The sequence below is a fragment of the Haladaptatus paucihalophilus DX253 genome (assembly GCF_000376445.1).
Classification (GTDB): Archaea; Halobacteriota; Halobacteria; order Halobacteriales; family Haladaptataceae; genus Haladaptatus; species Haladaptatus paucihalophilus.
On sequence record NZ_AQXI01000001.1, the window covers coordinates 2,930,270 to 2,950,504 of the forward strand.

Sequence of the window (20,235 nt, forward strand, 5' to 3'; positions counted from 1 at the left end):
GCGAGGGTGGCGGCGGTTGCGGAGAGACGAGAAGACGGCGGAGTTATCCGCGGTCCGTTCGAAGGAACGATATGAACGTCGCAGTGCTCGGATGCGGCTACGTCGGGTGCGAACTCGCGCGGGAGTTGCTCGCGGACGGTCACGAGGTCGTCGGCGTGCGACGCTCGTCCGAGGGGCTTCGGGCGGTCGAAAAAACGGGTGCCGACGCGGTGCGGGCGGACGTAACGGACGGCGATTCGCTGTCCTCGATTCCCGACGCGAACGTGCTCGTCTACGCGGTGAGCGCCGACGGCCGGGATTCGGCGGCGGCGCGCACGGCCTACGTCGAGGGACTTCGGACCGCGCTCGATCACTTCGCGGCCCGCGAGTCGTCACCGGAGCGCGTCGTCTACACGTCGAGTACCGGCGTGTACGGCGACCGTGACGGTGCTCGCGTGGACGAATCGACGCCGCTGGAGCCCCGAACCGAACGAGAGGAGATCCTGGCTGACGCCGAGGAAATCGTGCGGGCGGAGCGAGGGTGGGACTGGACGATAACCCGGTTCTCGGGGTTGTACGGTCCCGACCGGTATCGACTGGAGCGCTATCTGGAGGGTCCTGTCTCGGACCGATATCTGAACCTGCTCCACCGCGACGACGCGGCGGGGACGATTCGATACCTCCTCGACACCGGACGGGGGCGAAACGAGGTCGTTCTGGTTTCGGACGACGAACCGGTTCGGAAGCCGACGCTCGCAGATTGGCTCGCGGACGAGTGCGGCGTTTCCCACCCGCCGAGGGAACCGGCGACGAGCGAGCGAGCGCGAGCGAGCAAGCGCTGCTCGAACGAAAAGCTCCGCGAGTTAGGGTACGAACTCCGGTACCCGACGTACAGGGAGGGGTATCGGGGGGCCATCGAATCGTTCCGGGATTCACAAAACGTCTGACACCTGTAACTGTTGGGAAAAGTTCTTGGTTTCCCGTATCGATTTCCGGGATATGCAGTTTCGCGGCGACCAGTCCGCACAACGGCTGTTCCGCACGGCACAGCTCTATGGCTCCGACGATCCGCTGCTCGTCGTCGGGGGTATCGTCGGCGTGGCCGTGTTGGCGGTGTCCCTTTGGTTGGTCGTCCGCTGGATTCGGCGACCGAAAGGCGCTCGGCTCAAACGCGCGTTGGCGAAACGGGACGAACTCGTCGTCCTGATGCATCCGAATCCCGACCCCGACGCGATGGCCTGTGGCATCGCTATCGCCTATCTCGCCGAAACGGTCGGGACGGAGGTAACGCTTCAGTACGCCGGGCAGATACGACATCAGGAAAACCGCGCGTTTCGAACCATTCTCGACCTCGAACTCGAACGCGTCGAACACGTCACCGACCTCGCTGCTTCTACCATCGTCCTCGTCGACCACAACACGCCGCGCGGGTTCGACGGGTCGGAGCGAATCGAACCCTACGCCGTCATCGACCACCACCCCGGCAACGGGACCGGTGAGGTGTTCACGGACAAACGGACGAACTACGGCGCGTGTTCAACCATCGTGGCGGAGTACTTCGATGACCTCGGCGCGACGCCGGTCGGCCCGGACGAAGTCCCGCCGGAGGACGATTTCGTCCTCCCGTCCGACATCGCCACCGGCCTGTTGTACGGCATCCAATCCGACACGAAACACCTCACGAACGGCTGTTGTGCGGCTGAATTCGAGGCGAGCGCGTACCTGTATCGGGGCGTGGACGAACACCGTCTCGACCGCATCGCCAATCCGCAAGTGAGCGCCGAAGTGCTCGAAATCAAATCGCGTGCCATCACGGAACGGGAGGTCCGCGGGTCCTTTGCGGTCTGTAACGTCGGTGCGCTCTCGAACGCCGACGCGATTCCACAGGCTGCGGACGAACTGATGCACCTCGAGGGCGTGACGGCCGTCGTCGTCTACGGCCGACGCGAGGACACCCTCTACATCTCCGGTCGCTCCCGGGACGACCGAGTTCACATGGGAAAAGCGTTGCAGATGGCCGTCACCGACATTCCGGGAGCGGACGCCGGGGGCCACGCCCGGATGGGCGGCGGTCAGGTCCCGGTCGAATCGGCGGTCGTCGCGGGTGGGATGGAAGGAGGACTGTGGTCGGAACGGGAGTTCACCGACGGGATTTTCGACGCGCTGAACGGAAACGTCTGAGAAGGTGTCGTTGCGGCACTTCCCTCCGGGCCATCATCTACCGAGACGGAACTCTCGGGGGTTATTCGACGACTATCGTCCCGGTCATGCCCGCCGCCTCGTGGGGGATGCAGTAGTACTCGAATGTCCCTTTCGTCTCGAACGTGTGGACGTACGATTGCCCGGACTGCACCGCTCCTTTGCCCGCGTCCCATCCGGAGACGGCTTTCTTCTCGGAATCGAATCCGCCGGAGGCCCAGTACGACGCGCCCTCGGGGAGCGACTCCTCGCGGGCGGTGACCGTGTGCGCCTCGCCGCCGACGTGTTTCCACGCGACGGTATCGCCCGTTTCGATACGGAGTTTTTCGGGGTCGAACGAGACGGCTTTGACGTCGATAACGTGGTCCGCGGCGTCCGGGACGCCCTTTTGGACGTTCGGTCCGCCCTTCAGTTTCGTCTTCGATTCCTCGCCGGACTCCTTCTTGGCCTCGCCGACGGGTGCCTTGTCGAGTTCTCCGACGACGGCGAACTCGGCCCGGAGCGCGGCGGTGGCGAAGGCGTCGTTCGCTGAATCGACGTCCTCCCCGGAGTCGAGCGCGTCAGCGTACGCGGTCAGTTTCGCCTCGAACGACTCGTAGGCGTTCTTATCGCCGGATTCGAGGCTCTCGTGCACCTCGGATCTCTCGAACTGGGAGAACGAATCCTGCACGATGGTGGCCGCCGCGCCGCCGAAGTCGCCGCCAGTGTTCGTCACGACGGCGGAAACTGATTCGACCGCTTCGTGGCCGAATTCCACGGCTTTCGCGTAGGTGTCGTCGGCTCCGCCGACGTTCCCCAGCGCCGCCTCGAACGACTCGTAGCGGTCCGTGTCGGCGTGTTCCAGCGCCTCGTGGTAGCCGCCCGCGCCACTTTCGAAGTGTGCAAAGGTCGCCTCCACGATGGCGTTCGCCCGCTTCGCGTCACCGAGTTTCGCCACGACGGCGGCGTCGAAGGCCCGTCCGGCCATGAAACTCGCCTCGGCACCGGCCACGACGCTCGCGCTCGCGGCCTTCGTCTCGAAGTCGAGGAGGGCCTGCATCGCCCCTTCAAAGTGTGCGGACGCGCCGGACCCGTTGCCCTTCAACGCCGGAATCAGCCCCTCTTTCAGGTGTTCGTGTTCGAACCGGTCGTAGAGTTGCTCGCTCGTCCCCTCCAGCGTCTCGTGCATGTCGAGTTCGTTCTTCTCGAACCGCGCGAACAGCGACTGTGCGACGGTCGCGGCGGCGTCCGACTCGCCGCGTTTGTGGCGTTCGAGCGCGTCGGCGAACCGGGCGCGGAAGAATCCGGCTTGGAGGATGGCGGGTTGGACGCCCGTTCCGAGCGTTTCGATACCGGCCCGGAGGTTGGTATCGACCTTCGATACGGCCTCCTCGACCGCCGTTCCGTCGCCGGATTCGGAGGCAGTGGTAAGCGCTTCGAGTCCGGACTCGAACCCTTCGTAGGCGTCCTCGTCGCCCTCTTCGAGGGCTTCGTGCGCATCCGAGGCTTCGAAGTCGGCGAAGATGTCCTCCGCGACCTTTGCTGCTCGCTTCGTCTCGCCCCGTGCGACCAACCGCGTGCAGTCGGCGGCCCGGATGCGGTAGCCGTTCAGGGTGGCGGCGTGCGCGAACGAAGCGGACGGCCCGCCGAGCGAGGCGAGGGCGTTCGCGTCGAACGCTTGTGCCTGCATGACCGCGATGTGGCCCGCGCCCCCGACGTTCTCGGTTCCGAGGCCGTAGGACCCGGACACGGCGGCCGTCACCGCGTCGTTCGATTGGTTCGCCACGACGTCCGCCTTCCCGTTCTTCGCGGCCCGAACCATCGTTTTCGCGGCGTGTTCGAACGCGCCGTAGGTCTCCTCGTTCGCCGATTCGAGCGCGTCGCGGAGGTCGCCGTCCTCGAACGCGGAGAGCGCCCGCGTTGCAATCGTCCGTGCCCCCGAGAGGTTTCCGGCGGCGGCGACCATCGCGGCGTTCTCCAAGCGCGTCCCCAGCAGTTGCAGGTCGAGCGCGCGGACGTTCCGCTCGCCGACGAGTTGCACTTGCGCCTCCCGGAGGTGCTCGTTTCCGAGTCCGAGTTCGACCGACATCTCCTCCGTGTTCTCCTCTCGGAGACGGGTTTTCAGTTGGCCGACGGCCTCCTCGAACTCCTCGTAGTGTGTCTCGCTCGTCCCCTCCAGTTTCTCGTGTGCGCCCCACTCGCCGGTGGCCTGCTCGAACCGGGCGAAGGTGTCCTCCGCGACGGTCGTACCGGCGTCGAACTCGCCCGCGACACCGAGCGCGAACGCGTCGTGCAGTCGGGCGCGGAGGACGTTCCACTCGGCCGCGACGGCCGCCTCCGCGCTGACGTCTTTCGCAGTCGATTCGGCGTCGGGAGCGCTACAGCCCGCCAGAAGTCCGCTTACGAGCGTCGTTCCACCCACCTTTAAGAGAGTCCGTCTATCGATGTCCATATTTGATTTAGGCCCACCTAAAGGTCTAAAGCGTTCCGATTTTTAGGCGGCCCAAAAACAATGCGTTCGGATGTCACACGGTGACCTCTCGCCGATGGATGACCTCTCACAGATGGAAAACGTTGGGATAAAGACGACCTTTTTAACCTTTCACCGTCTGGGAGGGAATATCGAATGAGTACGCTGGTGGTGTGTGTCGATAGGAACAACGACATCGGTCGGAAGACGGGGCTGGAGATGCCGGTCGCCGGGTGGGAGGCCGTGCAGGCGCTCGTCACCGACGTCGGTCTGGCGGACCCCGAGGATTCGAGTGTCAACTGTCTGCTCGAAGCCCTCCGCGTCGCCCGCGACTTGCGGGACGGGGACGAGGAGTCGATAGTCGCCGTCATCTCCGGCACCGCCGACACGCGGGTCGGCGCGGACCGCGCCGTGGCCGCCCAGATGGACGAACTCGTGGCGGAACACGACCCGGACTCCACCATCGTCGTCATCGACAGCGCGGAGGACGAACGACTCGTCCCCATCGTCGAGAGTCGAACCCGGGTGGACGCGGTGGACCGCGTGGTCGTCCGACAGGCCCGCGACATCGAATCGACGTACTACCTGCTGAAGCAGTTCCTCGCCGACGAGGAACTCCGCCAGACCGTGCTCGTCCCGACCGGAATCGCGCTCATCGCGTTTCCCGTCCTGTTGTTGCAGTTGGGTCTCGCCATGGCGACGTCGGCCATCACCGCCGTCATCGGCCTGTTCGTCCTCTACAAGGGTCTCGCCATCGGCGACTACTTCCGCAATCTCCCCGCGGAGGCCCGCGACGCACTCTACTCCGGCCGGGTGTCCATCGTCACCTACGTCGTCGGCGTCGGGTTGTCGCTCATCGGCGTGTTCGCCGGGGCGCTCCGGGCCGCACCCATGGATTCCACCGGCAACGTCCTCATGACCGCGATGGCGTTCGTCTTCGAGAGCGTCCCGTGGATCGCCGTCGCCGCCCTCACCGCCAGCACGGGCCGCCTGCTGGACGAAGCCATCCGCAACGACCGCGTTCGGAACTCCTACCTCAACCTCCCGTTCGGCGTTCTCGCGGTCGGACTTGTCGTGCGCGGGTTCTCGGCCTACTTCCTCCAGCGAGCGGGGAAGATAGCTCCCGTCGTCGTTCCCAAGATTGTGGTCGGCCAGACGACGATTCAGCGATTCACGTTCGACCCCGGCATGCGACTGGCGGTGTACGTCGTCCTCGGCGTCCTCGTCAGCCTCGTCGGGGTTCGCGTGGCCTCCTACGTCAGCGGGACGGCCATCAGCGAAGAACTGGTCGAGTAACCGAGGCGCATTTATTCCCCGGTTCGCAAATCTCCGTATGAACCAGCAGGCGTGGGTCAGCCTCTTTTCCGGCGGCAAGGACTCCTCGTGGGCGCTCTACCGCGCGCTCGAAGCGGGACTTCCCGTTGAGCGACTCCTCACCGTCCACCCGGCGGGCGACTCGTACATGTATCACGTCCCGGCGACCGAGCTCACGGCGCTCGCCGCCGAAAGCATCGGCATCCCGCTCGTGAACGTCGAGGGTAACTTCGACGCCGAATCCGTCGAGGACGCGGGCGAACAGGGCGACAAGGAGACGGAAATCATGGCGGACGCCCTCCGCGACCTCGATATCGACCTCGCGGGCGTGACAGCGGGGGCGGTCGAAAGCGAATTCCAGACCCACCGCATTCAGGATCTCTGTGATGACCTCGGCATCGACCTGTTCGCTCCCCTCTGGCAGGAAGACCCTCGTGAACTCGCCGATGCGATGTTGGACGCCGGATTCGAGATCAAAATCGTCCAAGTCGCGGCCTACGGCTTGGACGAGTCGTGGCTCGGACGAACCTTGGACGAGGACGCGCTTTCCGAACTCGAAGCCCTCAACGACGAATACGGCGTCCACATTCTCGGTGAGGGTGGGGAATTCGAAACCCTCGTGACCGATGCGCCGCACATGGACCGTCCCATCGAACTCGAATACGAAACCGAGTGGGACGGCGACCGCGGACGGGTGCGGATTACGGACGCTTGGCTCGGCGAGTAATCGTTGCGAACGAGCAAGGCGAGTGAGCGGCTTTTTGATCTCTTCGTGAGCGACCAACGGGAGCGAACGAACGGCTCGTCGGAGCTTCGCTCTGACGGTGCAGATTTTTTTGCGCGAGTGGTACGCGAGAGCTGGAGGCTCTCGCGTTACCCGAGCGTAAAAAAGTGGGAGAGTCTACTCGTCCGATTCGTTCGTGATTTGGGTGTGGGCACCGATGAGTGCGCCCGCCAAATCCATGTTCTCGATGTGCGTTCCCTCGTCGATGATGGAGTCGCGCACGTCACCGCCCCGAACCGTCGCGTTGGGGAAGATGATGGCGTTTTCGAGGTTGGCGTCGGCGAGTTCAGCGCCGTCCATCACGTGGACGTTCTCCCCGACGGTGGTGTTCTCCAGCGTGGCGCTGTCGGCGACGCGGGACTCGCCGCCGAGGTACCAGCTGACGGCATCGAGGTAGCTCTCGGGCGTGCCGATGTCGAACCACGCCTCTTCGAACGTGTAGGCGTAGACGGGTTTGCGGGACTGCAACCACTGGAGGAACCACCCAGGCTCGTCCGGGTTGTTGCCGTCTTCCAGATACGTCTCCAGGAGTGGGAGCGTTTCCTCGGTGAACGCGTAGCAGGCGATGGACACCAGCGTCGAGTTCGGGTCGTCCGGCTTCTCTTGGAAGTCCACGACGCGGTCGCCGTCGAGTTCGACGAGACCGTAGGCTTTCGCGCGCTCCTTGGTTCCGACGTCGTACGCGGCGAGACAGGACGATCCCTTCTCCTCGAAGAAGTTCACGAAGTCGCCCACGTCGAAGCTGATGAGGTTGTCACCGGCGATGACCACGAGGTCATCGTCGACTTCCTCGCGCTCGACGAGTTGCGCGAGCGCGCCGACGACGCCGAATTTCTCGTCTTCCTCCGAAGTGTCTTCGACGCTCAGTTGTGGTTTTTCGAAATCGCTCTCCGCGAGGTGGTCGCGGAAGTCATCAGCGAACCGTTCGTTCGTGCTCACATAGACGGTATCGACGCGCTCGTCGGCTTCGAGGTCGGCGAAAATACGGTCGATAACCGTGGTCTCGCCGATGGGGAGAAACATCTTCGGGCGCTGTTTCGTGATCGGCCACAGGCGCGTCGCGTATCCGCCCGCGAGGACGACGGCTTTCATAGCCAGACCGTCACCCCGACCCCCTAAGTCCTTTTTCATTGCGGGAGCGGTCGGCGGGACGAACGACCTCCGGAGACGAATACAATCCGCGGCGCGTCCCTCGAATCAGTCGGCATCGTCGGTGCCCGTCTCGTCGAACAGCGCGCCGAGCAGTTGGTGTTGTGCCTTCCGAAGGTGGTAGTGCAGCGTGGGCGACGCGATGTCGAGCGCGCCCGCGACCTCCTCGGCGGTGCTCCCGCGCGGCCAATCGTAGTATCCAGCGAAATAGGCGCTTCGAAGCGCCGTCTCCTGTCGGTCGGTGAGCCGGTCGGTGAGGGACTGTCGGAACTCCTGTGCGGTTTGAATCGGTCGGTCGATGGTTCGTTTTCCGATCAGCTCCGCGGACGGATACGCCGCCTGAAACGCATCCACGACCTTGCGAACCTCCGTCTCGCGAGGGATTTCAGCGACGATGGACACCTCGCCGTGATTCGCCGTCGCGGACTGGACGGCGGCACCGGCTTCGACCCATCGCTTGACCGTCGATTCAGTCATTTGGATTTCGATGACGAGACCGGTTTCGTCCGTCTCGATGAGTCGACATTCCGCCACGGTGTCGGACTCCGACAGTAGCGTCTCGAGCCGGTCGGCGGGTGCGCCCTCCGCGCGGATGTAGTGGAGCAGTTGCCCTTCCGAGGCCGGAACCAACCCGAGGAGGTGACACGTACAGTCGAGTTGGCGGGACGCGGCCATAACCGCGTCCCGCGAGCCGGCCACGTGGAATTCCAGTTCGACGTGACTGTCGGACAGCAGTATCTTCTTGTTCCGCGCGGCGTTGATGGCGAAGCCGATGGTGTCCCCGAGGATTTCGAGGGCGGCTTGCGCTCGCTCCCCGAGAACGCCGGAGCGGGTGGAGACGAGCGACAGCGACCCGTACATCGTGTTGCCGTACGAGACGGGGATGGAGATGCCGGACTCGATATCGCGCTCCAGCGCTTCCGCGCGGACCTGTGGCGGGAGCAAGGACGTCTCCGCGACGTCCGAGATGACCTGTAGTTCGTCGGTTCGCATCGCCCTGCTCGCGGGGTCGTCACCGATATCCGCCCCGAACTCGACGAGCCTATCGAGATAGCCGTCGAGACCCCCGGCGCGGGTTCGCGGCGTCACGCCGCCGCGACTGACTTCGCTCTCGTCGGTCCACGCGAGTTCGTACAGCCCCGATTCGACCAGTCGCTCACACACCAACTGTTCGATGTCGTCGCGGGTCGCGGCGTGCACGAGTTCGTGGATGACCTCCTGAATCACCCAGTGAATCCGGTTCAGCGTCTCCAGTTCGTCGTGCTGGCGCGCCAGCGTTCGCTCGCGTTTTCGTCGCTCGGTGATATCACGGGCGACCCACACGACGACATCTTTACCGTCGATCTCCTGGCCGAGCGGCGTCGAGCGGGCTTCGAACCACCGTTGCCCGCTTTCGACGGTCAGGGGATACTCCATGGTTTCGACGCGGCCGCTTTCCAGCGTCCGATGGATGTGTTCCAGAAACCGATTCGCGATGTCGTTCGAAAAGACGTCGTGGAGCCGCCGACCAACGAGGTCGGGTGGCGCGGTAACGGCGAGGTTCTCCGAGTTTGGACCGACGAGCAGTTCGCGGTATTGCCCATCCTCGTCGAGGAGGAAGGCGACGTCCGGAAACGCGCTCATCAGCGTGTCGATTCGGCTTTCGCCGCGTCCGCCGAGGTGAGTTCGAATCGCGTCCACGATCCGTTTGCGAAGGTCGTCGGTCCCATCGATGGTCGTCTCGGGAATGTAATCGCTCACGCCGAGGTTGATGGCCTCGCTGGCGATTCGTTCGCTTCCGTCCCCCGTGAACACGACGTACGGGAGGTTCGGGTGGTCGTCGCGCACGGTTTCGAGGAGGTCCAACCCGGTCGAATCGGGAAGGTGGTAGTTGCTGACGATGCAGTCTATCGCTTCCTCCCCCAGACGGGACAGACACGCCGTCACGGACGACTCGACGTGTACCGTGAGGTCGTCGTGTTGGCGGTCGAGCGACCGTGCGATATCGGTTTCGTGTTCGACGAACAGAATGGTATGACTCCTCGTCATTTCCGTCTTCGGCGATTCGTCCGTCGTCGTTCGCTCCCCCATCGCAGATTGTCTCACGAACCGCGTCGGGAAAACAGTTTATGTTGTCCGAAATTTCGCGCTAGAAATTTGAACCCGGACGACCAACGATGTGTATGCGCGACGATGAGACGACGCGCGAGCGGATAGCGACGTTCCTCCGGACCGAACCGGCCGCCCCGAGCGCACTCGCCGCGGAGTTCGAAATCACGGCCGGTGCGGCCGTTCGTCACGTTCAACACATCGCCCGGTCGGTCGAATCGAACGGCGAGCAGTTGCTCGTCGCCCCGCCCGAGTGTCGGGACTGTGGCTTCGACCGGTTCGACAACCCGGCGAATCGACCGTCACGATGTCCCGAGTGCAAGAGCGAGGCGGTAGACGAACCGACGTTCGTGATTCGGGAGCCGTAAACGGTGGACGAACGCTCGTGATTCCGACGAGACGACGCTCCCGCACCGGCAGCGTCGCTATTCGAATCCGAGCGAGCGGTTCGAGGAGAGGTCGTACTCGATGGACGACCCCTGTTGGACGAACTCGTAATCGGGGTCGGTGAGGTAGACCGCACCGTCTTCGACCGTCACGTCAACTTCGTCGAGAACCGCGCCTTCACACGGGCCGTAGGTGCAGACGCCGGAGTCCGATTCGAACAGCGCGCCGTGTTTGCCACAGACGAGTTCGCCGTCGCGCATGCTCGCGCCGTCGCCCTTGTCGAGGCGCACGTCGGTCCAGTGCTGGCAGTAGTTTTTCCACGCTCGGATGTCGTCGTCGGCTTCGACCAGCACGGCCTCCTCCTCGTCGAAGCCGTTTCGAATCGTGAACAGAAACGTCGTGTCGTCGGGTATCTCCTCGACGGCGGCGATTCGGCGGTTCTCGTCCATCGGCCGGAGGTTGCCGATGAAGACGTTTGAGCTTTTTCAAACGGGTCGTCACATCGACTTCGCGCGGTCTATCCACCCCTCGATTCGCTTCGTCGAGAGGTCGGTCTCGCGGGCGATTTCCGCGGGGTCGGCGACCGCCAACTCCGCCGTGTTTTCGACGCCCGCGTTCTGCAGTCGCTCCGCGTAGGCCGGGCCGATTCCCTTCACGTCTTCGAGCGGCCGGGCGTCGGTGGACTCTTCCTCCGCGGCTTCGGGTTCTTCCTCCGCGGCTTCGGGTTCCTCCTCCGCGGCTTCGGGTTCCTCCTCCGCGATTTCGGGTTCTTCCTCCGGTTCCGCTTCGATTTCTCCTTCCGGCTCTTCTTTCGACACTTCTCCTTCTCTTTCCGCTTCCGGCGCTTCCGCCTCGGGTTCGGGTTCCTCGTCCGGTTCGGGTTCCGGCTCGGTCGCCTCCGTCTGCGCCGGTTGGCTCGCGTCGGCGCTCGGTCCGGTCGCTTCCGCGGGTTCGGCCGCCGTGTCCGGCTCGGCTTCCTCTATGTGATCGGTTGGTTTCCCCTCGTCGACGAGCTCCTCGGTGGAAACGCTCGTGTCTTCGCTCGGGGTCTCGTCCGCCATTTTCACTGCGTTCTCCGATTCCACGTTGGGCTGTGCTCTCGTCTCGGTCGGCTCGCGCTCTATCGTCACACCGTTGTCACGATTGCGCGTCTTCGACCGCTCATCGCCAAGACCGAGCAACGATTTCAGCCGTGTGATAAGCCCCATTGTGGGATAGTACAAAGTCCCTTCACTTAAAGGCGTCTTCGCAAGGCGGCGTCCATCCGCTCGACGGGTGCATCCTTCCCAGTCCATAGTTCAAATGCGGCGACTCCTTGAAACAGAAGCATCCACGCACCGTCGATCGTCGTCGCGCCGCGCGCGGACGCCTCGCGGAGCAGTCGCGTGTCGAGCGGGCTGTACACCGCATCCATCACCGCGAGGTCGCCGTGGAGCGCGGTCGCCGGAACGGGCGATTCGTCGGATTCCATTCCCACGCTCGTCGCGTTGACCAGCACGTCCGCCCCCGACACGAGGCCAGGGAGTTCGTCCAAGCCGTGCGCGCTCGCACCGTCCACATCCGCCGCGAGGGATTCCGCGCGGGAGACGGTTCGATTGGCGATTTCGACCGTCGCGCCGTCGTCGGCCAGCATGAAGGCAATCGCGCGCGCCGCGCCGCCCGCACCGACGACGACGGCGGACGCTCCGTCGCGGGACACGCCGTGGCGTTCGAACGCCCGACGCGCGCCCTCGGCGTCCGTGTTGTGACCGGTCGGGACGGAATCGTCGGGGGCGGAGAAATCGACCGTGTTCACCGCACCGATGTGTTCCGCGAGCGAATCCGGTTCGACGTGCGAGAGGGCGTCCTCCTTGAACGGAATCGTGACGTTCAGTCCGCTGATGCCGAGGGCGTTCGCCCCCTCGATTGCCGGGCCGATGGCCTCGGGTTCGAAGGTGACGTAGCGGGCGTCCATGTCCAGTTCGTCGTAGGCGACCTCGTGCATCGGCGGGGAGAGCGAGTGGCCCACCGGATTGCCGAGGAGTCCGTACACGTCCATGGCGGAAGAAGGGAGTGGGGGGACTTAATCGACGGGCCTCAGGCACCGAGCATGACGAAGTAGACGGCGAGCGCGATGAAGAGGACGTAGAAGACGCCGCTTCCGAGGAACGGCGTCGGGTTGAAGTCGTCCTCGCCGACGCGACGCGCGCGGAAGAGAACGATGCACCCGGCGACGATGGCGAAGAGCACGGAAATCGCATTCAGGAAGCCCGCGGTTCCCCACGCGAGGCTGAGGTTCCACGGCGTGAACAGGATGCCGAGGGTGACGGGGAGCGTCCCTTGGAACGCCATCGCACCCGTGATGTTGTTGAGCGCGAGGGTGTCCTTGTCCCGCGAGAGCCAGATGACGCTGTTGAACGCCTCCGGCAGTTCCGTCGCCACCGGAGCGATGATGAGCGCGACGATGGCGTACGGGATGCCGACTTCGCTCGACATCCACTCCACTTGGTCCACGAACAGGTGCGCGCCGTACACGATGAAGCCGAGCGCGATGAGCGTCTGGAGGGCCGTGAGCACGAAATGTGGGTCGGAGCTGTGGTCGGCCGACGGGTCGATGCCGACCCGTTCGAGCACCCCCTCGACGGCGAGCCCGATGTGGAGGTCGTCCATGTCGTCGCTGTCGGCCAGTTCGCCCGCCCGGAGCGACAGGTACAGATAGGCGAGATAGAGGACCACGAGGAAGGCGGCGATGACGACCCGAATCGGCACCGCGGCGACGCTCGTGCCGTCCGGGATGAGCGCGGCACCGAACGCGAGCGTGTAGCCGACGAGGAAGAAGGAGAGGTCGCGCGTCGTCGCGCCCTCGTTGAAATGAAGGTCGGTGGCGTTCGCGCGGCGGTCGGCGAAGTAGTAGACGCTCGCGCCGACGAGGAACATGGCGATGGTAGCGAGCATGAACGGCGCGCCCAGAATCGCCCCCACGCCGATATCGGAGGCCGCCGACCCGCCCTTCAGGATGGCGATGACGGGAATCGTCGTTTCGGGGAGCGCGGTCCCCATCGCGGCGAGGATGCTACCGGTCGCGCTCTCCGAGATGCCGAGGCGATGACCGAGCCATTCGACCCCGTTCGTGAACACTTCCGCACCGACGAGAAGAAAGCCGAACGATGCGAGCAGTAACAGTCCTTTGGTGGACGATTTCGACAACAAGAGAGGCCGCATTGCACCGGCCACTGGAAGCGACATACGCTGTGATTTCGACGGTGGTCAATTAAAGACACACCATCCAGCAAGCGCCGTCAGTGACCCGAAATACCGCCGACGTTGAGGACGACGACGTGGTAGACGACCACCGCGAGGAAGATGAGATAGAACAGGCCGCCGATGAGGAACGGGCGCGCCGTCATCTTGCTGCCGTTGATGCGACGCGCGCGGAAGTACAGCACGCACCCGCTGATGATGGCGAGGATGGCCGACAGGCCGTTCAGGAAGCCCGCGGTTCCCCACTGGAACGAGAGGTCCCACGAGGTGAACATGATCCCGAGCGTGACCGGGAGCGTACCCTGGAACGCCATCGCGCCGGAGATGTTGCCGAGCGCGAGGGTGTCCTTGTCGCGGGAAATCCAGATGATGCTGTTGAACTTTTCGGGGAGTTCGGTGGCGAGCGGCGCGATGAGGAGGGCGACGATGGCCGTCGGGATGCCGAGCACCTCCTCGGAGACCCACTGGGTCTGGGAGACGAACACCTGCGCCCCGCCGATGATGAGGCCGAGCGCGACGAGCGTCTGAACCGCCACCAGAATCGAGTGCGGGTCGCCGGAGTGGTTGTCGTCCGCGCTCATGCCGGGAACCAACCCCTCTATCATCAGTCCGAGGTGGAGGTCGTCCAGCTCCTCCCCTTCGACCAGTTCCCCGCTCTTGAGCGAGCGGTAGAGGTAGAACAGGTAGAGCAGGACGAGCAGCGCGGCGATGCCGTGGGAGATAGTGTCGCTGTGAATCAGCGCGGCGCTGAACGCGAGCGTGTAGCCGACGAGGAAGAAAGAGAGGTCTCGGCGGGTGGATTTATTGTTGAAGTGCATCTTCTGGCCGTTCGAACGGCGCGTCCTGAAGTAGAGGACGCTCGTGCCGACGAGGAACATGGCGAAGTTGACCAGCATGAACGGCGCGCCCAGAATCGCCCCCACGCCGACCTCTTCCGCGGCTTTCGTCCCGCCGCCGCTCCCGAAGATAGCGATTATCGGAATCGTCGTCTCGGGAAGCGCGGTACCGACCGCGGCGAGGATGCTGCCGGTCGCGCTTTCGCTCACGCCGAGGCGGTGACCCAGCCACTCGACGGCGTTCGTGAACACTTCCGCGCCGAGGAGGAGGAGAAGGAACGATGCGAGAAGCAGTAACGAGTTTTCCCACACTGGTGGCAAAATCGCCAGTGGGACAGTCGGTATCGGGTTCATACTACGGGCATCTTCAAAAGCACCCTAATTAAGCGGTTCTATCTGGTTGCGGAGATGTTTTCATCCCGTCGGGAACGGTCACGGAACGGTCGTCACGGGAACGTCACCCGATTCCAGCACCGTTTTCGCCGCGCTCCCGAGGATGAACGACCCGACGCGTCCGGTGCCGTGGTGTCCCATGACGACGTGGTCGTAGCCCTCCGACTCGACCATCTCGTTGATGTTCTTTCCGATGCGGTTCGACGCCTTGAAGTCCGCCAGATGGACGTCCACCGCGACGCTGGTACCGCTCTCGATGTCGGCGTCTTCGAGCTCGGATCGCACTCGATTCATCAGCGATTCGGTATCTTCTCCCTTCACGTCGGTGAAATGAACGACGTCGATATCCGCGTCGTAACGGTTCGCAAACTCGATTCCGAAATCGAGCGCGCGCATGCTGCAATCGGACCCGTCAACTGGAACTAGAACGTTCATACGGTAACACACTTCGGCCCAGTGCTTAATCGTTTCCGGGATTCGACGGACTTTTTCGCCGTCCGGTCCGAGATGTGTCCGTGATTGCCGTCGTCGTCAGCCGGGCCGACTACGCCTCCGAACACATCGGCGAGTTCCTTCTCTCCGAGGCGGAGTGGAGTTCACACGAAGACGAAACCCGACCCGACGCCGAAGGCGGCGGGGAGTACTACCGGACGGACGGCTTCGAACTGCGGGAGTTCGACGCCCTCCACCTCGACATCGAGAACGTCGCCGAGGCGTTCTCCGACCCCGACGTGCTCGTGTTCGCCTCGCGGCACTCGGGCGACACCGGGGCGCTACTGACCGCCCACTTCACCGGGAACTTCGGCCCGGCGGAGTACGGCGGCGAAGACAGAACGCTCGCCGAGACCTGCCCGAACGCCCACGCGCGCTTGCTTCGGGCGTTCGACGAACACGCACCCGAGGAGTACGAGGTCGGAATGGAGTGTACCCACCACGGCCCGAGCGAGGTGGGCGTTCCCTCGATGTTCGTCGAACTCGGTAGCGACGACGAACAGTGGGGCGACCCCGAAGCAGCGCGGGCCGTCGCCCGCGCCATCCTTGACCTTCGCGGCGTCTCACCTCACCGCGAACGCCAACTCGTCGGGTTCGGCGGCGGCCACAACGTCACGCGGTTCGAGCGCATCGTCCGGGAGACAGACTGGGCGGTGGGCCACATCGCGTCCGACTGGAACCTCGAAACGCTCGGGCTTCCAGAGGCGCACCCCGACGTGATTCGACAGGCGTTCGAGCGGAGCGGGGCCGAGTACGCGGTCTGTGAAGGCGACACGACGGACCTCGCCGCGGTCATCGACGACCTCGGCTATCGGGTGGTGAGCGAGACGTGGGTCCGCGAGGTGTCCGGCGTTTCCCTCGCGCTCGCCGAGGAACTGGAATCCGAACTCTCGACGGTCGAGTCCGGACTTCGGTTCGGTGACCGGGCGAGCGACGTATCGTCGAACCCGGACGAGTGGACGTTCTCCCTCCGGACGTTCCCCGAGGAGTTCCTCGCGGCCGCGGCGGGCGTTGACCGGGGGGCCGTGTTCGATGTCGTCGCCGAGCGGACGATAGCGTTCGAGACGACCGAAGGCGGGACGTTGGTTTGCGGACGCGCGGCGGTCCGCGAACCGGCCGACTACGACGCCATCATCGACGAACTGGTCGAACTGCTCGAACGGAAGTACGCGGCCGTCGAACGCCGGGAGGACGAAATCGTCGTGCGCGAGGTCTCGTTCGACCCCGAGAAGGCGCGCACGTTCGGCGTGTCGGAGGGTCCCGCCTTCGGCAAACTCTCCTCCGGGGTCGCGGTGACGGTGGACGGGCGAACGATTCCGCCCGAAGAGGTCCAAACCGAACGAACACATGTCTTCCCGGTGAGATAATTTCCGGCGAATCGTTCTCTTATATAATACTTTTTATGAGGTATGGTGACAGGAGTCAGACATCCGTCAGCCAGAGGGGAAAGATAATTAATCTGCGTTTGTAAAGCACGGTTCAAGGATGGATTCCATCGTCGAAGACGCTATTGAGGAGGCGGAAGGGCAACAACAGAGTGCCCCCCAGTCGCAAATCGGAGGTGCCTCGCAGGACACCGGCCTGTCGGGGACGATGACCGACGAGGAACTGCAGGACGTTCTCAAAGAACTCCAAACGAACATCACCGTCGTCGGGTGCGGCGGTGGCGGGGGGAACACGGTCAATCGCATGGCCGAAGAGGGGATTCACGGCGCGTCACTGGTCGCCGCGAACACCGACGTTCAGCACCTCGTCGAGATCGAGGCCGATACGAAGATTTTGATGGGGGAACAGAAGACCAGCGGGCGCGGTGCCGGGTCGCTCCCGCAGGTCGGCGAGGAGGCCGCGCTCGAAAGTCAGGACGAAATCTACGACGCGATTCAGGGCTCGGACATGGTGTTCGTCACCGCCGGTCTCGGCGGCGGCACCGGCACCGGAAGCGCCCCCGTGGTCGCCAAGGCCGCCCGCGAGGCGGGCGCACTCACCATCGCCATCGTCACGACGCCGTTCACGGCGGAAGGTGAGGTCCGGCGCACGAACGCGGAGGCCGGATTGGAACGCCTCCGCGACGTGAGCGATACGGTCATCGTCGTCCCGAACGACCGCCTGCTCGATTCCGTCGGCAAACTCCCCGTCAAACAGGCGTTCAAGGTCGCCGACGAAGTGCTCATGCGCTCCGTGAAGGGAATCACGGAACTCATCACGAAGCCCGGCCTCGTCAACCTCGACTTCGCCGACGTTCGCACCGTCATGGAGAAGGGCGGCGTCGCCATGATCGGCCTCGGCGAGAGCGACTCCGACCAGAAGGCACAGGACTCCGTGAAGAGCGCCCTCCGCTCCCCCCTTCTCGACGTGGACATCAGCGGCGCGAAATCCGCGCTCGTCAACGTCACCGGTGGCAACGACATGTCCATCGAAGAAGCCGAGGGCGTGGTCGAGCAGATCTACGACCGCATCGACCCCGACGCCCGCATCATCTGGGGGACCTCCATCGACGAGGACCTCGACGGCACGATGCGCACCATGATCGTCGTCACGGGCGTGCAGTCGCCCCAGATATACGGCAGTAACGAAGCCGAACAAGCGCAGGCGAAGCAACAGCAGACGGAAGACATCGACTACGTGGAATAGTCCGTCTCCTTTTTCTGCAGTCGCCGAACGTGGGGGTGTCTTGTTACGCTCCGATTCGGTAGCGAACGCTCCCTCGATTCGCGCGCCATCGCTCCGGGAAGCCGTCCTGTACCGCAACCACGGCGGTCCGTGGACGGCGCGCACCACGTCCTCGCCCTCGTCGGCGGGTTGCGCTACCGGCGGATACGTCGAGAACGGTACCGCGACGCGTCGGGCGAAAATTCATTTCGGGTCGAAATCCTCGGTTTTTCGCCACGAACGGGTGTGTCCGGCGGCTATTTCGCCCCGGCGACGTCCCTTCGACGGACCCGATGCTGTTCTCTCTTTGTAGAAAGATAGAAAAAGCCCGATAGCCAAGCACAACCAACAATGGACGTTAAACTTGACCTCGCGTCGTACGTGCGCGTACTCAAGCTGGCGAGTACGCCGTCGTGGGACGAGTTCTCGAAGATTGCACAGATTGCCGGTGCTGGAATCTTGCTCGTCGGGTTGCTCGGATTCACGATTTTTGCTATCATGACTTTCATCAACCCCGTTCCCGTCTAGGTGACTCTAAATGCCAATTTACGCAGTAAAGACCACGGCAAGTCAGGAACGCACCGTCGCGGACATGATCATCAACCGCGAGGAACCGGAGATTCACGCCGTCCTCGCGCCCGACTCGCTGACGAGTTACGTGATGGTCGAGGCCGACGACCACCGGGTCATCAACCGCGTGCTGGAGGAGATTCCCCACGCGCGGAGCATGGTCCCCGGCGAGAGCAACATATCCGAAGTCGAACACTTCCTCTCCCCGACCCCCGACGTCGAGGGTATCGCGGAAGGGGACATCGTGGAACTCATCGCCGGACCGTTCAAGGGCGAGAAGGCACAGGTCCAGCGCATCGACGAGGGCAAGGATCAAGTGACCGTCGAACTGTACGAGGCGACCGTCCCGATTCCCGTCACCGTGCGCGGTGATCAGATTCGCGTGCTGGACTCCGAAGAGCGGTAGCTCCTCTGGCTCTCGTTCGTTCCTTGCAGTCACTCACGGGAACAGCGAGGAACAGTAGCTCCTCTGGCTCTCGTTCGTTCCTTGCAGTCACTCACGGGAACAGCGAGGAACAGTAGCTCCTCTGGCTCTCGTTCTACTCACGAGAATAGCGAAGAGCGGTGGCAGTAGTTACGTAACGTATGAATTAACGCAAGAACGATAAACGGTAGTAAAGCAATCAAAATAATCAACAGAGTTCTCACATTCTGATCATAATTATGATGATTTTGAGCGATTAGTAATATCCTTGGTGCAAAAGTCACCCATAATATATATGCGATAGCGAATATGATTGTTGTATGTCTTCCTGAGCTATTTTTCACTATATCTGATTTTCTATTTGAGAATGTATATTACTTACGCACCCCTTCTTCATGGATATTATTATGTGACTTCCTCCGAACCGGTGGCCGACAGCGTGCGGTCGAGACGTTCGCGGACATCGGCATCGACGTTCGCTCGCCCGACCCGTACGAGCGCGCGGCGTCCGTGTTCGCCGACTATCTGGACGAATCGCCGTGGGCGTGAACGACGAACTCCAGCGCGTTGACGAGGTAGTGGGCGACGACGACCACGAGAAAACTTCCCGTCAGGACGAACGCGCTCGCCAGCACCGCGCCGAGCGTGCCGGTCACGAGCACGCCCGCCGGGCCTTGCGCGCCGTGGCCCGTCGCGAACGCGACCGACGAGGCGACGACGAGGAACCACGGCGAAATCCCGTATCCGGCGGCGAACACGCCGACCAGCGAGGAACGAAACAGCAGTTCCTCGAATCCGGCGATTATCGGCAGGACGAGGGCCAACAGGACGACCCACCCGCCGAGCGAGTCGGGGGTGAGGAGTTCTCGGAGGCCGTCGTCGTAGTCGATGCCGAACGTATCCGCGGCGCGCTGGCCGACTTCGTTGGCCGCGTACAGTCCGACGCCGGGGATGACGCCGATACCCAGTTGAGCGACGGTCACGCGTTCGAGGCCGAGCGCGTCCGCGGGAATCGCGGCGAGGTTCACCGCCGCGACGACGAGGACGACGCCGAACAAGCCCTGGCTCAACGCGACGTTGACGAGCAGGGTTCCGGGCGTGAACTCCGCTTCCGTCGCCGGATTCGTGACCTCGTTCGTCACGTTCGGGTAGTCGGCCGCCGATTCGAAGGGACCGTATTCGGGCCGGCGCGTGGTTTCGTCCGCGACGGTCTCGGCTTCCCCAACTCCTCCGTCACCCCGTCCGACCGCGCGTCCGCCCGCCGCGGTCTGGGCGGTCCCGT

The 20,235-nt window shown here is 63.7% G+C and carries 19 protein-coding genes; 9 read left to right on the plus strand and 10 right to left on the minus strand.

Annotated features, from left to right (window positions below):
• Positions 1-71 precede the first annotated feature (71 nt).
• On the plus strand, positions 72-926 hold the full coding sequence (locus tag B208_RS0116210; RefSeq protein WP_007981595.1) for an SDR family oxidoreductase: 855 nt from the start codon (positions 72-74) through the stop codon (positions 924-926).
• A 52-nt stretch (positions 927-978) separates the two neighbouring features.
• Positions 979-2,160: a DHH family phosphoesterase gene (locus tag B208_RS0116215; RefSeq protein ID WP_007981594.1), complete on the plus strand. Its 1,182-nt coding sequence runs from the start codon at positions 979-981 to the stop codon at positions 2,158-2,160.
• 61 nt (positions 2,161-2,221) lie between these two features.
• Here B208_RS0116215 and B208_RS0116220 read toward each other — a convergent pair whose 3' ends face one another.
• The gene (locus tag B208_RS0116220; protein ID WP_026177893.1) at positions 2,222-4,609 is read right to left on the minus strand and encodes a DUF5059 domain-containing protein; all 2,388 of its coding nucleotides are present in this window, start codon (positions 4,607-4,609) and stop codon (positions 2,222-2,224) included.
• 174 nt (positions 4,610-4,783) lie between these two features.
• Here B208_RS0116220 and B208_RS0116230 point away from each other — a divergent pair, with 174 nt between their 5' ends.
• Positions 4,784-5,923 carry a DUF373 family protein gene (locus tag B208_RS0116230; protein ID WP_026177894.1) on the plus strand — a complete coding sequence of 380 codons (1,140 nt, stop codon included), beginning with the start codon at positions 4,784-4,786 and terminating at the stop codon, positions 5,921-5,923.
• Between the two features lie 37 nt (positions 5,924-5,960).
• Positions 5,961-6,668 carry a diphthine--ammonia ligase gene (locus B208_RS0116235; RefSeq protein WP_007981591.1) on the plus strand — a complete coding sequence of 236 codons (708 nt, stop codon included), beginning with the start codon at positions 5,961-5,963 and terminating at the stop codon, positions 6,666-6,668.
• A 174-nt stretch (positions 6,669-6,842) separates the two neighbouring features.
• Here B208_RS0116235 and B208_RS0116240 read toward each other — a convergent pair whose 3' ends face one another.
• Together B208_RS0116240 and B208_RS0116245 are read right to left on the minus strand one after the other, a co-directional pair.
• A complete protein-coding gene (locus B208_RS0116240; protein ID WP_007981590.1) occupies positions 6,843-7,817 on the minus strand; it encodes a sugar phosphate nucleotidyltransferase in 975 nt (324 codons plus the stop codon).
• 105 nt (positions 7,818-7,922) lie between these two features.
• On the minus strand, positions 7,923-9,944 hold the full coding sequence (locus B208_RS0116245) for a bacterio-opsin activator domain-containing protein (RefSeq protein WP_018128978.1): 2,022 nt from the start codon (positions 9,942-9,944) through the stop codon (positions 7,923-7,925).
• A gap of 92 nt (positions 9,945-10,036) precedes the next feature.
• Here B208_RS0116245 and B208_RS0116250 point away from each other — a divergent pair, with 92 nt between their 5' ends.
• Positions 10,037-10,330, plus strand: coding sequence for a transcriptional regulator (locus B208_RS0116250; RefSeq protein WP_007981588.1), 294 nt, complete (start codon positions 10,037-10,039; stop codon positions 10,328-10,330).
• Positions 10,331-10,387: 57 nt separating this feature from the next.
• Here the strand turns inward: B208_RS0116250 and B208_RS0116255 are convergent, their stop codons facing one another.
• The 6 genes from B208_RS0116255 to B208_RS0116280 form a co-directional block, all read right to left on the minus strand.
• On the minus strand, positions 10,388-10,798 hold the full coding sequence (locus tag B208_RS0116255; protein WP_007981587.1) for a Rieske (2Fe-2S) protein: 411 nt from the start codon (positions 10,796-10,798) through the stop codon (positions 10,388-10,390).
• Positions 10,799-10,846: 48 nt separating this feature from the next.
• Positions 10,847-11,557: a helix-hairpin-helix domain-containing protein gene (locus tag B208_RS0116260; protein WP_232423824.1), complete on the minus strand. Its 711-nt coding sequence runs from the start codon at positions 11,555-11,557 to the stop codon at positions 10,847-10,849.
• Positions 11,558-11,583: 26 nt separating this feature from the next.
• Positions 11,584-12,387: a shikimate dehydrogenase gene (locus tag B208_RS0116265; RefSeq protein ID WP_007981584.1), complete on the minus strand. Its 804-nt coding sequence runs from the start codon at positions 12,385-12,387 to the stop codon at positions 11,584-11,586.
• Between the two features lie 38 nt (positions 12,388-12,425).
• Entirely contained in the window at positions 12,426-13,574 is a 1,149-nt protein-coding gene (locus B208_RS0116270) for a sodium:calcium antiporter (protein ID WP_232423825.1), read from the minus strand.
• A 53-nt stretch (positions 13,575-13,627) separates the two neighbouring features.
• Entirely contained in the window at positions 13,628-14,779 is a 1,152-nt protein-coding gene (locus B208_RS0116275; protein WP_049805648.1) for a sodium:calcium antiporter, read from the minus strand.
• A gap of 78 nt (positions 14,780-14,857) precedes the next feature.
• Complete coding sequence (locus tag B208_RS0116280) at positions 14,858-15,253, minus strand: universal stress protein (protein WP_026177897.1); 396 nt, start codon at positions 15,251-15,253, stop codon at positions 14,858-14,860.
• Between the two features lie 80 nt (positions 15,254-15,333).
• Between B208_RS0116280 and B208_RS0116285 the strand changes: the two genes are divergently transcribed.
• The 4 genes from B208_RS0116285 (at position 15,334) to B208_RS0116300 (ending at position 18,935) form a co-directional block, all read left to right on the plus strand.
• Positions 15,334-16,677 (plus strand): D-aminoacyl-tRNA deacylase, encoded by a 1,344-nt coding sequence (locus B208_RS0116285; protein ID WP_018128980.1) that lies wholly within the window; start codon positions 15,334-15,336, stop codon positions 16,675-16,677.
• 118 nt (positions 16,678-16,795) lie between these two features.
• Positions 16,796-17,941: a cell division protein FtsZ gene (ftsZ, locus tag B208_RS0116290; protein WP_007981576.1), complete on the plus strand. Its 1,146-nt coding sequence runs from the start codon at positions 16,796-16,798 to the stop codon at positions 17,939-17,941.
• Positions 17,942-18,310: 369 nt separating this feature from the next.
• Positions 18,311-18,487, plus strand: coding sequence for a protein translocase SEC61 complex subunit gamma (locus B208_RS0116295; RefSeq protein WP_007981575.1), 177 nt, complete (start codon positions 18,311-18,313; stop codon positions 18,485-18,487).
• A gap of 10 nt (positions 18,488-18,497) precedes the next feature.
• On the plus strand, positions 18,498-18,935 hold the full coding sequence (locus tag B208_RS0116300) for a transcription elongation factor Spt5 (RefSeq protein WP_007981573.1): 438 nt from the start codon (positions 18,498-18,500) through the stop codon (positions 18,933-18,935).
• A gap of 539 nt (positions 18,936-19,474) precedes the next feature.
• Here B208_RS0116300 and B208_RS23040 read toward each other — a convergent pair.
• On the minus strand, positions 19,475-20,235 hold a 761-nt coding region (locus B208_RS23040), incomplete at its 5' end, for a CPBP family intramembrane glutamic endopeptidase (protein ID WP_018128982.1).